This is a genomic window from Mucilaginibacter aquaedulcis (assembly GCF_030409325.1).
In the GTDB taxonomy this organism is placed as follows: Bacteria; Bacteroidota; Bacteroidia; order Sphingobacteriales; family Sphingobacteriaceae; genus Mucilaginibacter; species Mucilaginibacter aquaedulcis.
On the sequence record NZ_JAUFPR010000002.1, the window covers coordinates 939,391 to 954,397 of the forward strand.

Below are 15,007 nucleotides of genomic sequence, written 5' to 3' on the forward strand. Positions count from 1 at the left end.
ATGCTATTTAAATTTGATTTTAGATGCTGCTTCACCCGCTTTCTCGCTGTTACCTGTATAAGGAGAGAGGTAAAAACTATAATGGTAATTTTTTGCAGGTATGCGATATTGTTCAAGTGGTTCAGCTACTTCGCTCCAACTATCATTGCCCCCCACGCCCATTTGTATCAGATCAATATTCAAGGTTATAAAACCTGCGTCCATTAGCTTATTGGTGTGTTTAGCATGTACAATATTATCTTCTGTATACGGCCAGGCGCTCATGCTTAGCAAGCTATCGGCAGCAATTAATAAACCTCCATTTTTTTGATGCAGCAGCATCCAGCGTACATCTGTTCGATTACCATTTTCCTGTGGCACTACATAAGTTTCCATAAATTGATGAATAGCTTGATGATATATACCTGCCTCTGAACCTGTGCGCCTGTCGATGTAGTTTTCATAGGGGCCTCGGCCATAGTAGCTGATATTACTATCAGCCCGCAGAATACCCATTTGCATACCTATCTTGGGCAGGTTAGGGAGATGAGGGTCAGTCTTTAAATCATAATCTACTTTAATGATTCCATTTCCATTAATAGTGTAGGTTACTTTTACTGATGCGCTATCGTTGATAAGACTGTATATACTGCTAATTTTAACTATCCCTTTCAATGATTTATCAAAATTGACATTTGTTAGCTTAGGCGCATTTGTAAACCACGGTTTAAGTTTCTTTTCTGCCTTCCAGCCGCGATGGTCGTTATCTGTAACTGGGCGGGTAAAATGAGGTAGTAAAGGCGCAAATAGCTGTTGCTGTCCTTTTAGGATGTAGGAACTTAAGGCCCCAGTCGACTTATCAATTTGTATTTCAAAGCCATTGCCATTAATGTTATATGCTGAAGCATTATCAGTAACTGTAACATTTGGATAATTTGGAGATATATTTTTAGCCTCCTGCAAGCGAGTTAAAGCAAACTGATCCTCAGCTATCTCATATCCTTGTTGCGCCCAGGGTTTATCTTCTGCAAGCGTAAAGTGAATATCGGCCAGGTATTCGTGACCAGATTTAAACTCCGGTAGATATGGTTTCAGGCTGATAACTGTATCGTGAGCTGCATCAAGATTAATACAGGGTAATATTTTCTTTTGAATTATATCTCCATCTTCCCTAACCTGCAGATAAACGTTGTAGCTATTTAAATTATTCAAACTGCTCCAGTTTTTAATATGGATAAGCGCCTGGGCAGCGTTCTTTAATTCGCAAACTGCGGGTTGAAACACATGCTTACATTCATAAATAGCAGGTTTTGGCCTTCCGTCTGATGCCACAATACCTTTAATGGTGAAATTATCAAAGTATCGCTCGCCATAATCGCCTCCATAGGCATAGTATGGTGTGCCTGTTGAATCATGTTTCAGCAAACCTTGATCTTTAAATTCCCAGATAGCACCGCCGATTACACGTTTGGTTGAGCGCCACTGATCCCAAAACTCCTTCAGGTTACCGTTAGAGTTGCCCATGGCATGTGAGTATTCCACAAAAAATATGGGCCGGTTATCTCCGTTTTGCTGATTAGCCAATAACGACGCTGTATATAACCCAGGATACATGCGGCTCACAATATCCACATAAGGTTGATCGATAGGATTTTGCAAGCGGTGCGAGTGATCATTTGTTTTAGGATAATGCGAATCTGTTGGATCAATATATCCTTCGGCTTGCGGCGTTCCCTGTGCAGGCTCATAGTGAACGGGTCTGGTAATATCAAAATCATGTATCCAGCCAGCCATGGCAGCATGGTTAGGGCCTCTCCCCGCCTCGTTTCCCAGGCTCCAGATAATAATGCTTGGGTGGTTTTTATCGCGCATTACCATGCGGGTGGCCCGGTCAAGGTAAACGCCGGTCCACATAGGGTCGTTGCTTAGTTTAGAGCCCAGACCATGGGTTTCAAGGTTTGCTTCATCAATAACGAGAATGCCGTACTGATCGCACAGATCATATAAATATGGGTCCATAGGATAATGACTGGTGCGGATACAGTTAAAGTTAAAGCGTTTAATAGTCCGCACATCGTTCAAAATATCCTCCCGGGATAACGCCTTGCCTTTAATTGGATCATGGTCTGGCCGGTTCACACCGTACAGGTAAGTCACTTTTCCATTAATAAGCAGCTTGCCGTTATCTTTACCAAATTCAATACTCCAGATGCCTACCTTACAGCTTTTAACTTCGAGCGTATGGCCAAGGCTATCAACTAATGAAAGTGCGAGCGTGTAAAGATTAGGCTGTTCATCGCTCCATTTCTCAGGATCTTTTATTGTGGTTTCGAGCAAGCCGAACTTTACATTATCCAGCCTTGGATATATTTCATTGATGATACTTTCCACACTACGTTCCAAAGGTTTCTGCAAAACCTCTTTATTATTCTTATCAAATAAACGTGCCTGTATTTTATAACCGAGAACAGCCTTACCTGTCAGGTTCTCCACCCGCGGACGGATACTGAATATCGCATCCTTATACTGTTTATCCAATTTGGCCTGCCACTGAAAATCGGCTATGCGTAATTTAGGTTCGGCCAATAGCAATACTTCGCGGTGGATGCCACTCATGCGCCACTGATCCTGGTCTTCCAGAAAATAACCATCGCTCCAGCGAATTACCTGTACCGAGACCACATTTTCGCCCGCCTGCAGATATGGCGTGATATTAAATTCCGATGGTAAGAAACTATCCTCCCCATAACCTAAAAACTTACCATTGAGCCAAACCTTAAACCCTGAACTTACACCACCAAAATGCAGGGTAATGTTCATATCTTTCCAATTAGCGGGTAAAGTAAATGTGCGCTGATAACTGCCTACGCCATTATAGTCCTGCGGTACATGTGGCGGGTTAACCGGCCTAAAGGGATAAACCGCGCTTTTGTAAATGGGTTTATCGTAACCCTGCATTTCGATGCTGGATGGTACGATGATCTTTTTCCAACCGCTTACCCTATTCTTGTAAAAATCTTTTGGGGCATCGGCAGGTTTGCTTGCATAGCTAAAGTCCCAATAGCCGTTTAATGACAGCATACGACCCGATTGGTCACGATCACCTTTTAGAGCATCCTGTATACTTGCGTACGAATAAGCAGTAGCCCGGGCCGGGTCGCGGTTAATACCATCAACCTGTGGGTTTTCCCAAGGCTCGGCATCATATATGACCGGTACATTGGGTATTGGCGCAGGGGTTTTATCAACCAATTGAGCGTAAAGCTTACCTAATGATAGCCCTATGATAAATAATATGCAAATTAATTTCTTCATTATTCTTACAAGGCACTATAATCAACAGTATATTTCTTTCCCTTTGCAATGCTCAACTCATATACATTTTTGCCCTTGGTTACTACCTTACCATCCTTGCAAACTGGTACGGATGCGCTGGCAAAGCGCAATATCCCAACGCCGTTATCTGCACTTACCCTGATCTGTTTTGTGCTGCAATACAATTTAATATCACCATGCGGTGTAGGTACGCTGCCCTCCATCCATTGCAAACCACCTAACTTAGGTTCAATCAGATACTGCTTATAAGCCGGAGCCGTTGGTTTAACTCCTAAATAATATTTACCCAACAGGTATATCGGGCTTGCTCCCCAGGCATGGCATAGGCTCTTACCAAATTCGCGGCCATACATAGCATAGTGTTCGGCCCCTGATTTACTGGGATCATACTCCTCCCAAAAGGTGGTTGCGCCCAGTTTGAGCATTCCTCCCCAATAATCTTTTATTTCCTGAAGTACATGCTTTTGCTCACCCATGGCACAAAGGGCTTCCAGTTCATAAAAGCGCATGTATGGTGTTGTGATCTTTTGCACCTGATTATTCAGCAGCACATATTTCTTTACATCCTTCTTTTGCGCTTCGGTGAGGTAATTGAAAAAGATAGAGAACATATTGGCATACCTCGTTACATTATCGGTTTGCTTGCCATCAACACGACTGTGTACCAGTGCATGTTTCTGGTTATTCCAGTAGTAAGTAAGTATTTTTGATCTGAGCTCCTTTGAAAGCTTATCATATTGGTTTGCTGCTGGCTTATCCTGCATAATATTGGCACACAGGGCCATAGTTTCCATACTGCGGCAAAGTAACAACTGCTCAAAACTCACCTCACCTTGCTTACTGAGTTTATCAGCCCAGTCAATAAATACCCAGTCGCCGGGTAAACCTTTCATCAGGCCATCCTTATCCTTTCGGCTAAGACAAAAGTTCATCATGCTTTGCATTCGCGGGTACATTTGTTTGATGAAACTTTTATCACCGGTATATTGGTAGTAATCATAAATACCCATGAACCAATAAAAGGTATAATCCATAATGGTATTGATGTGACTGGTTACCGGATCCTTGCCTCTTAAAGCATACAGTGTACGGGTAACCGTAGGCGAATCAAAATACAGGTAATAGTTCATGAGATAACTTTGATAAGCATCACCCGACCACACCCAGCGATCACGTTTGATACCATCAATGAAAAACTCACGCGTATTCAGGTGCAGCGTATAAGCAGATACATCCCATATTTTATTTATCTCTTCATCAGAGCAACGAAAACTCCCGCGTTGCTGCACCGGTGAATATTCGTACAACATCGATATATCATCGGCACTTATATCACCATCAAACAACACATTAATATAGCGGAATGCACGTGAGTCCTCCATCGTGTAATCTATTTTTTGCTGTTGATCAAAATGCATGCTATCTAATAATTCGCAGGTAGCGGCAGATAAAGCTTCTTCCTTTGATTCTCCGTAACATAACTTCACATTTCCCTTTCCTTTTAAGCCATTTAGTTTAGCGTAGCCGAAGGTTTCCTTGCCAAAATCAACCAAAATGGAATGTTCTTTCTTTTCTAATTTTTCAGGGCGATGCTCTTCCGTAGGTAGTCGAAAATTAGATGGAGTTTTATCTGCCGAGTTAAAATTCCAGGCACCGGCAGATACATATTTTGTAGCCGATACATCAGAAGTTTTGCCTGATTGATCTATCCACTCCTTATCCTCAAAAGTCACCAGCCATGATGTATCGGATGCCAGATGTTCGCTCTTTACATAAATTGCCGGCACACTTGCCTGGTTATAAACTTTCAGACTTAAACGATGCTTACCTCCAGGTATAGTAATAGACTTCGGATAACCGGAAAATGCCTTACCATCAAGTTTTACATTATATTGTCCTTCTACAAAAAGCTCTACTTTTTCGGGGGCAGAAAAGGTAAAATCTTTATGAAACTCAATAAGTGAGTAGTGGCTATCCAACTTCCAAAACGGTGGTAAAAAAGCGCCACGTTCTGTACGCCGGTTTTGCATTTTATTGCTCAACCAAACTTCATAATCGCCTGGATACCATATCCAGGTAGCTTGCTGCGCTTTGACTATATCGCTGATAAAAATGAAGCTTAAGCACTGGATAATCACAAGCCATTTTTTCAATTTATTGGTATTATATCTATTCATATTTTAATGTCCGTTAAAAATGAGGTATAAAACGATCATCACTACAGTGAGTAATGCCCAGGCTAATTTTACGCGTTTGGCAGGTTTTGCAATATTGCTGATCTCCTGCTCATTGGGTTGATATATTTCGGGGGAACTATCGAGTAATGAAACTACAATGGCGGTGGCAGTAAGGAAAACAAAAATGTAAAACGACAGGAGCAGGTAATGCGGCCAAAAGTGATACTGTGCAGAGGGCAATACCCATAAATACATTACGCCCGTGCCCAAACTAAAAGCTGACCCCGCCGAAAGAATTATATTTACAGCTTTGCGTGTTGTGCGTTTCCAGTAAACCGTTAACAGGAAAACTACGGCAAGCGGCGGCGCAATAAAGCCCAGTACCGATTGAAATACATCAAACAAATTAAGACCCTTAATACTATCTATAGCCAGCGCCATACCAACAGCGAATATGCAACCAGCGATAACCGTCATACGGCCAACACGGATCAGGTCTTTATTGGTAGCATGCGGGTTGATCTTTTCCGCATAAAGGTCCATTGTAAATACCGTACTTAACGAGTTTAAGGAAGACCCAATTGTGCCTACCAAAACAGCTATCAACACCACAATCACAAGTCCATTCATACCGGGTGGAAAAAGGTTTGTAACCATAGTCATATAAGCCAGTGCCGGATCGTCAAGATGTGGATACAGGATAAAACATAAAATTCCCGTTAGGATAAATAAGGGTAATGACAATATCTTGAGCCATCCTATAAAGTTTACACCCAATTGTCCCTGTTCCAAGCTTTTAGCACCCAGCACTGATTGAACCATAGCCTGATCTGTACAGAAAAAGGCAATTGCAGATACCGGATAACCCAATAAAATAGCATACCATGGATATTTAACATCGCTTGCCGGATGAATCAGGTTCCAGTAATTAGCAGGTACATGATGATATACAGCGGAAAGTCCACCTGCTTTGGTAACTCCCAAAATGGTTAACGTGAGCGATACGCCAATAAGCAAAAGCATTTGAAATACATTTACTCTGGCAATAGCTTTTAAACCACCTGTGAATGCAAATAAACCGGCAAATGAAACCAATACAATAACCGATTGCCACATGGGGATACCGAGGATCTGCCTTACCAAAAAACCACCAGCAAACAGCCCTAATGAAAGCCAGGAGATGAGCATTTTAATAAGTGCATACCAAGCCAAAATATTCCGCGTTGATTTTCCGTAACGATTACCCATAAACTCCGGCATAGTAGATACTTTAGCCGCAATATATTTGGGTGCGAAAACCAAAGCCAGCAGCATTAGGAAAACAAAAGCATACCAATCAAAATTTACAGCCACGATGCCCGTGCTATAACCAATACTTGCGAAGGCCAACAACATAGAAGGCCCTACATTGGTTCCCCACATGTTAAAACCAATACTTGCCCAGCCCAATGATTTATTGGCCAGGAACAAGGTTTCATCTGGTTGTTTTTTATTGCTGAAGCTGGCGCGATAACCAATCACCATCAGAATGATTAGGTAAACAACCACTACCGAGTAATCCAGCACAGTTAATCGCGAAACGATATTGCTCATGCAGATAATCATGCGCTTAACTGCTGGGATAATAAATTAAATTCAGCTAAAATATCATCAACTTTTACCGGCTTACCGGTTTGTAACGACCGATCCATTGCTTGTAGTAAAGCGATTGTGCCTATACCTTCCTTAATATCCGGATAAGCGATATAGCCCTCGGTAATGCTATCAGCAAAATATTCCAGGTAGTTTTGGTACTCCCCCGCATGATGACTTTTGCCTTCAAAACGGAAATAATGTTTCAGCTTGTGCTCCCAGGTAATGATACGCTCCTCCCCTGTTTTATCGGTAACGGCATAACGCAGATCCATGTAATCGCCCTGGCTGCAGCCTTCAGTTCCTCTTAAAATACAGCTCATTTCACTATCACGCGTAGCAGGTTGTACCGGGCCAGTATAACAACCGCTTACTCTTGCAATACGGCCATCCTTAGCTTTAAAAATAAAATGCATGGTGTCCGGGTTTTTCAAACCTCCCTTCGCCCCGTTTGAACTCAGCATGCCGTAACCCATTACCTCATCTATATTAGGTAAATACCAACGTATAAAATCTGTAGGATGACTTAAACCACCATATAACCATTTAAAAGCCTGTTGCAATGACCAAGGCTTTTCCAAAAACCAGCGATGATCGGCGTGGTAGTAAGCTTCTATAGTAATTAATTCACCTATTAAACCCTCTTTATAATCTTTCCGTTGGCGTTTCATCGGTTCAAAAAAGCGGGAGCTTTGGCCAATAAATACACGCTTGCTGCTTTTTTCTACCAACTCCAATAATTCGGCAGCCTTACTTAAATCATCAATAAATGGTTTGGTACACACCACATGTTTGCCATGCAGCAAGGCTTGTTTTACATGTTCCGCATGCAAATGATCAGGTGTGTAGATAGCGACAATATCAATTCCGACATCATCAAGCATGTCCTGATAATTGGTTGTGTAGTGATGGAAGTTAAATTCTTCGGCCCGGCGCTTACACATTTCTATATTCATATCGCATACCATTTTCAATTGCAATTTGTTGCTTTGCAGTACGGCCGACATGGTGCTACGGCCCTCGCCCAATCCTAATATTCCAATGTTCATTAGTTTTATATTATTGATTTTTATTTTTAAAAAATGCCCACACTTCACCGGGTTTGGAACCAGGGATACCTTCCTGATATTTTTTCATAAGTTTATTCCATTCATTAACGCGGGGATTATTTTCACTTGTTTTTGGATTCAATTTATCAAGGCTTTCCCCTTTTGGTATGCTGATCACCAACATTAGTTGCCTGCCGTTTCTAAAAACCAGTAATTGTTGGAAGTTAGCGTTGCAAAAACCTTTAGCTACTTCCGGCCACTTCTTAAATTGGGTAGCATGATAGTTCAGATATTCCTGTTGTAGTTTGGAGTCATTAACCAGATTGGCCGTAAGTATAATGTTGTCCCATTCATCCGCAAGCAGCATATTACCGCACTGCTGTTTCCTGTCAAAATCATAAAATGGTTTAGTATATACCTTAACAGTACATGTTGGATATGCCAGTTTTACAGCCTTCTGCAATGTGGTAACATTTAAATTTTTGCTATAAACAACTAAATGGTTATTCCACTGATAAACTGACGATGCAGGTAAACCTTCACTCTTTGCTATTCTGGTGATAGCCGCGCTATTAATAATCTTGCCTTTTGCCAAAATAACTTCAACAACTGAGAAAGGACTCGTTAATGCATAAGCTTTGACCTTACCCAAAAGCACTAATAAAACAATCATTAAAACCAAGCCTTTTCGTATATATTTAATCAGATACCTCATTCCGTTTTATGATTAATGGGTTGATTCTCCAGAGTATGAGATTTGTATTTCAGCAGGTATTGATAAGGCTTCTCCAGCCCTGCCTTGTTTTTAATTTCGATAGCTACTTGAGGGCCGTTGTTCTCCCATATATTCCCGGGTCCATTGGCATTTTGCAGGAATTTTTCAGCCGGGCACCAGTTATTTTTGAGCGTGATATAAGATGAACCCTCGTCGGTGTATAAGTAAAACCAATGATTAGGATCGTGCGCGTACGGAGCTTTATAAATACTATCGATCATGTTATTGCTGATCACTGAACCGGGCTGTGCCGATAGCGTGTAGATACCTGCAACATCATACATATTACGGGCGTAATGATGTATTTTATTAGCTGTAATATGATTATCACTCATGGCGTTGGTAGTTTTTGTCCACCCCCAACCAACGCTGATGCCAGTGTAATTAACCCCGCCAATCTCATTATGTGCAATGCTGATCCCCTTAACATAACCGGCACCTATACCTACACAGCCCCAATCTTCGTTAGTTGCATCAGTTATGAGGTTATTTTCAATATGGTCGTTGGTACATATTTCTCTTTTATCACTTGGGTTATAAGGCAGATGAACTTCCTGTGCTTCATCAGAAAAAACGCCATCCATGATGGCCGATCCTCCAATATCTTTAAACAGGTTGCCACTTATCAGATCATCATGCGTACCGCGGCGATAGTCTAAAGCAGTAGCAGCCATATGCTCAAAATGACAACCCTCGAAATTAATATTCGAGGCATAAGCCACGTCAACCGCAGCTTGTGGCCTACCAACCCAGGCCTGGTTTTCCAAGCCTTTTTTATCTCGTGTTCCCGGGATTTTGAGTTTGTATGCATCAAGCATATACATACCGGCCTGATGAGGCACCAAACCTGATTTTGAAGGCAATAGCCAACCTGTGTGCTGAAATGAAATATTTTTAAAGGATATATAGTTTACCGGATGATCTATAGAGCCCTCAACACGTAATAGATTTTCCAGGTAAGGAGCTGTTACGAATGCCGTTTTCATATCCTCACCTTCACGGGGTATATAGTAAACTCTCTGATGCGGTATGTCCAGATACCATTCGCCAGGTCGGTTTAAAAACTGAATAGCGTTGCTTAAATAAAAAGCCGAGTTACCTGTTTTTTTAGAAAGCCAAGGTGCGGGCCACGGATGTTCGGACTGGATACGGCTTTCAGGCTGGTAAAAAGCCAGTCTGGCGCTATCTCCCCTTACTTCAACAGATTTTATTCGCAAAATAGCAATGGCCCACCACTGATGAATAAACATCTCCATGCCGTTGACGTGACTTAAGTCTAATGCTTGTGGTTTAGGTATCCAACAGGTTTGTGTTTGATGATCCCAGGATAAAATACGGCTCATTAGCGGCGCATCTAAATCTCTTGCACGGGTGGCTTTTTGATCATTTATCCAAAGCTGTCTGAATTGCATGGGTGTGTTGCCAATTGAGGATACATCGGCTGCCCAAACCTCCCCCCTGGCTTCAGCTGGTAAACCGGGGATATTATCAGCTACCTTTTGCCAGCCACTGATGTTTATACCTCCGCTAATTACAGTTTGTTCGGCGTCCAAACCTTCAATAATTGTAGGGCTATCTGCAGTGCCGGAATCTTCGGGGCGGATAAATAATGATTCACTTAGTTGATAAACTCCCTTTTTAACCCTGATATGAATCCCCCCTTTTACCGATGGATCATTTAATCTCCGCAGTTCCCGGGCTTTCCGGAGAGCCATAGCAATGGTAGCCAGTGGTTGTTGCTCTTCGCCACTATTGTTATCAGAGCCATTTGGTGCAACCCAAATTTCAGCCGCCAAACTGCTACCTGTCAATAGCACAGTTAACAGAACAAACACAAAATATATGCGGATTATATTCATTACAGCTTATTCGTTAGGACCTTGAAATACCGATTTCACATATGTTGTATTGGCACTAAAATTCCATTTAACATTACGGGGATCTTTGGCATCCCTTGAGCGTTCAATGACAAGCCAACCACTCCATCCCATTTTATCTAATGTTTCTTTTACCTTTTCCAGATTAATTTTTGAATCATTCTGTAGCCACTGGCCATCACTGTTGGTACAGTGTATCTGAACTATGTTGTTTTTGCCTAATGTTTGTAATTCCTTATGCAGATCTCGACCGTTTTGAAGGGCATTTTCAAAATTGAAATAGCTCTTTATAGCCGGAGAACCAATATCCTTTAATAATTGAAGTTCGGTTTTGGCGTCTAACGAAGTTTCTATACCTATTACAACGCCAGCTTTCTCAGCAATTTTTCCAACTTCCTTTAATCGGGATACAATGGCTGGCCGCAGGTTTGGATATTTTACCAGATCACCCTTAATACCCAATGGCAAAAAGCCAACCTTTATATTCATTTGTTTCATGGTATTGATGCAATCTTCCACCGCTTTTACAGCAGTTGGGCGTTCTGCAAATGATTGGGCGAAAAAGCCAGTCATACCCATGGATGGTATCTGGAGATTAAGCTCTTTGGCTTGAGTTAAAAACTGTTTGCGTACAGAATCAATAGCAAGTTTATTATCAAAAGTTTCCCTATCGCCTAAACCTCCCATATCTATTTCAACCCCATCGGCACCAATATCTTTCGCGAGCTGAAATGCACTAAGTTTTTGCCTTTTTAATATCATTAAATCAACCACCGCAACTTTATACCGTTGCTTTGTTGTGGCAGTTTGCGCATGTAACTGCTTTAATGGCAAATGCATTAAAAAGGTTGTTACTGAAATCAATATCAATTTGTCTTTCATGTTTTCTATTGTTTTATAGATGCTGTGAAAACTTTTTGTAACTGATCAAATCCTTTTATAGCGCCAGCTGGTAATTTTTCACCGTGATTGCCAAATACATACATATCCGGTTCTTTTTCGATGGCTACTTCTGATTCATCTATTTTCCCATTCTTATCTTTTATCGCATTAATATTCAGATGAAAATTTTTAGCTATAAACTCATATAAAGGGAATCTTTTAGACGGGCCAAAGTCATGACCTTCTGTAGGTATGTGCACATTCTCCACAAGGTTTTGAGCATTATAGTATCTGTACATCTTTTTCAGGTACGGAAAGTCATGCTCAGGCATTTGAGCCGTCCAGTCCTGCCCGTCAGATATCAACAATTGAGGACGTGGGGCTGCCATGGCTGCCAGTTCTACATTATCTGTTCCGCCATCGCATTGGTGAATAGGCATCCCGCTTTCGCAAGGGCAACCGCCATAAAAATAGGAGGATACGCATACTACTGGTGCGCTGAGTTTTATACGATCATCCAAAGCAGTCATAAGTACAGTGTGGCTTCCGCCGCCTGATCCACCACTGATACCTACCCTTGCCGGATCAGTTTCCTTGAGCGATAACATATAATCCAATATGCGGATAGCACCCAGAGTTTGAATAGTTTGAGCCAGGCTACGGCGGTGATCCTCTTCTTTGAACTGCAGCAGAGATTCGCCCCAGGCAAAAAGATCATAGCTATATGCCATAGCCCCCATGCGGGCCAGCGTGGCACAGCGCAATTGACAATCAGCCCGGTAACGCTGATGTTCCCAATGCCCATCAGGACTTAATATAACCGGGATCTTTCCATTTATTTTCAATGGTTTATACAACGACCCATTGATATATAGTCCTGGTAATATCTCAATGGCAATATTCTCCACCGTATAGCCATCAAACACCCGTTTTGGAGTAATGATAGGTTTTGACACGGGTTTGGCAGGTAACGGAGATAATTCCAATGCTTTATATAATTCAGGCTTTAATTCTGCTTTGCGCATTTCCCAACTCGCCTTATCATGATATTGTGATGCTATACGATCGAGTTCTTTCCAACCATCGATTACAGCCCATCGATAGTACTCATACTCTTTTAATTTATACTTACCCAGCCCCTCTTTGTTTACCTTTAAATCGAGCGGGGTTAATACATTAGCCAGCGTGGTATCAACGTCAGGCCGAAAGCGCCATTCTGCATAGTTTACCCATTTGCCGCTAACCATAGCCGGCGAGTACTTAATAGTTACATGATATTTGGTTTGTATCTCATCCAGCACCTCCTTCAACGTTTTTTTATACTGCCCATCGGTAGTTTGCTGCGCATGTAAACCTACCGCATTCAGTAGCAGGCATATCAATAAAACGTATACTTTGTGCTGTTTCATGATCATATTATTTAAGTACGTCAACCTCTCCTTTTATTTCCGGTAACGTGTACCCCGCTACTTTTGGCCATTCACCATTTTTGATCTCTTTCAGATCAAGCTTTTTAGGATCTATAACCACATGTTTAATGCGCTGCCTGCGCCAGGTATAAACGATATGAACCAAACCATCAGAGGTTTGAATAACCGATGGATAAGAATATTGACTGATTGGTGAATCTTCCAAAATAGCTGCAGCATACCAGTTAATTCCATCCTTTGAAACAGATACATTTAAAGGTGTACGGGCTCCTTTGGTTTGTTTTCCCGGGGGCAATACATGATTATATACCAACAGTTGCCGGCCATCTTTCAGAGTTACGGCATCGGTGCCGGAATTATTATTGGGCAGACTTGTTTTTTCAAGCGGTGACCAGGTTTGGCCGTTATCCTTTGACCATGTAGTTAATATAGACCTGTTTTGGCTACGGCACAATGCTTGCAGGCTACCATCTTGATGAAACAGAACGCTTGGCTGAATAGCATTCAACTCCTTGCCGTCGTTTATTGGGCCTATTAACGTCCAGGTTTTTCCCTGATCTTTACTGGCTTCAAAATGCACTTGCCAGCCATTACCCTCAGTACTTGAAGGACTTAATATAGTACCATCCTTCAGCCAGACCGGTTTATTTTTAATCGGCCCTAAAATGCCTTCAGGCAAAGCTTTTTGCGCTGACCAAGTAATGCCACCATCAGCCGAAGTTTTCATATACCCCTTCCATTTTGCAGGACTTGGGCCTATTTTATAAAATAATAGTAACTCCCCTCCAGGCACTTGAAACAATACCGGGTTCCAGCATGGATAGCGTAAAGTATCATTTTGAATACCATTAGCTACATTAACCGCTTCTGTCCACTTGCCGTTAACCAATCTGCTTACCCAAATACATACATCCGGGTTTCGCTCCTTGGTTCCTCCAAACCAGGCTGCTATTAATCCTTTTTTTGAAGTTTCTGCAATGGTAGATGCATGGCATTCCGGGTAAGGTGCTTTTTCGTATATAAACTCATCGGTCAAAATACCTTTGTGCCATGGTTTGGTTTGGGCAAAGCTGTTTATGGTGATGAAACAGGTTACTAATATTATAATTGCTTTTTTATACATAGCTTTTTAAGTTATTGTGCTGATTTTTTGGCAGCAGCGTCGGCCGCTTTTTTAGCCTTTGTAGCTTCTACATAAGCTTTAAATAACTGGTGCCAGTTACGGCCATTATTATTCAAATACTGTTCATTTTTGGTTTTGTATATTTCAAATATGGCCGATATCTGTTTAATATTCTTAAAATCAACCGCTTGCTCACGAGCCTGCTTCAGGTTAGTAAGTATAGCTGTCTCTTCTGTAGGGGTAAGATCGGGTACTATGGCTTTGTAGCCAGCCAGTGTAAAAGCCACCTTACCGATTGTATATTTATCAAGTATGGCTTGTACCTGTTCTTCGCTCAAATCTTTTCGTAAACCAGTCATCAGGTTTTCATGTACAGATTTTGGCAATGATGAGTTAACTATGATCTGCCTGTCCATAGTACTCAATGGCTTACCACTTTCAGGGTTAATACCAGCCGGTACAGATTCATAACTATGGCTATTGTTCCAGTCGCGTATTGCTTTAAGATGGGCGGCTATCACCTCTTTTACACGTCCCTCTTTTTCTTTATCATTAAGGCTTAAGGAGTTTACCCAATCAGTGGCTTTTTTATCAACCTCAGCGTCTGCTTTTACTTGTGCTTCGGGTGTTGCAGATACTGGCTTCGAAGCTGTCAGTTCCTGTGCATAGCTTGTAATGGTTAAAAACAACATTGCTATGAATGCCGTACCTATTATGTTTAATTTCTTCATCATCAATAAAGTTTAT

At 41.6% G+C, this 15,007-nt stretch carries 10 protein-coding genes; all 10 read right to left on the reverse strand.

Features of this window, described 5'->3' with window-relative positions; all coding sequences use genetic code 11:
- Nucleotides 1–3 precede the first annotated feature (3 nt).
- Genes QWZ01_RS08540 through QWZ01_RS08585 form a run of 10 tightly spaced genes read right to left on the reverse strand, consistent with a single transcriptional unit; the run spans nucleotide 4 to nucleotide 14,994 of the window.
- Nucleotides 4–3,294 carry a glycoside hydrolase family 2 TIM barrel-domain containing protein gene (locus QWZ01_RS08540; protein ID WP_290322881.1) on the reverse strand — a complete coding sequence of 1,097 codons (3,291 nt, stop codon included), beginning with the start codon at nucleotides 3,292–3,294 and terminating at the stop codon, nucleotides 4–6.
- 5 nt (nucleotides 3,295–3,299) lie between these two features.
- Complete coding sequence (locus tag QWZ01_RS08545; protein ID WP_290322882.1) at nucleotides 3,300–5,492, reverse strand: alpha-L-rhamnosidase-related protein; 2,193 nt, start codon at nucleotides 5,490–5,492, stop codon at nucleotides 3,300–3,302.
- A gap of 3 nt (nucleotides 5,493–5,495) precedes the next feature.
- Nucleotides 5,496–7,085, reverse strand: coding sequence for a sodium:solute symporter family transporter (locus QWZ01_RS08550; RefSeq protein WP_290322883.1), 1,590 nt, complete (start codon nucleotides 7,083–7,085; stop codon nucleotides 5,496–5,498).
- An 8-nt stretch (nucleotides 7,086–7,093) separates the two neighbouring features.
- The gene (locus QWZ01_RS08555) at nucleotides 7,094–8,173 is read right to left on the reverse strand and encodes a Gfo/Idh/MocA family protein (protein WP_290322884.1); all 1,080 of its coding nucleotides are present in this window, start codon (nucleotides 8,171–8,173) and stop codon (nucleotides 7,094–7,096) included.
- Nucleotides 8,174–8,183: 10 nt separating this feature from the next.
- Nucleotides 8,184–8,888, reverse strand: coding sequence for an L-rhamnose mutarotase (locus tag QWZ01_RS08560; RefSeq protein ID WP_290322885.1), 705 nt, complete (start codon nucleotides 8,886–8,888; stop codon nucleotides 8,184–8,186).
- Nucleotides 8,885–10,807, reverse strand: coding sequence for a hypothetical protein (locus QWZ01_RS08565; protein WP_290322886.1), 1,923 nt, complete (start codon nucleotides 10,805–10,807; stop codon nucleotides 8,885–8,887). Before QWZ01_RS08565 ends, QWZ01_RS08560 begins: the two co-directional genes overlap by 4 nt.
- Nucleotides 10,808–10,813: 6 nt before the next feature.
- A complete protein-coding gene (locus tag QWZ01_RS08570) occupies nucleotides 10,814–11,707 on the reverse strand; it encodes a sugar phosphate isomerase/epimerase family protein (RefSeq protein WP_290322887.1) in 894 nt (297 codons plus the stop codon).
- Between the two features lie 5 nt (nucleotides 11,708–11,712).
- Nucleotides 11,713–13,116: an acetylxylan esterase gene (locus QWZ01_RS08575; RefSeq protein ID WP_290322888.1), complete on the reverse strand. Its 1,404-nt coding sequence runs from the start codon at nucleotides 13,114–13,116 to the stop codon at nucleotides 11,713–11,715.
- Nucleotides 13,117–13,123: 7 nt separating this feature from the next.
- On the reverse strand, nucleotides 13,124–14,260 hold the full coding sequence (locus QWZ01_RS08580; protein WP_290322889.1) for a sialidase family protein: 1,137 nt from the start codon (nucleotides 14,258–14,260) through the stop codon (nucleotides 13,124–13,126).
- Between the two features lie 11 nt (nucleotides 14,261–14,271).
- Nucleotides 14,272–14,994, reverse strand: coding sequence for a DUF3826 domain-containing protein (locus QWZ01_RS08585; RefSeq protein WP_290322890.1), 723 nt, complete (start codon nucleotides 14,992–14,994; stop codon nucleotides 14,272–14,274).
- Nucleotides 14,995–15,007 lie beyond the last annotated feature (13 nt).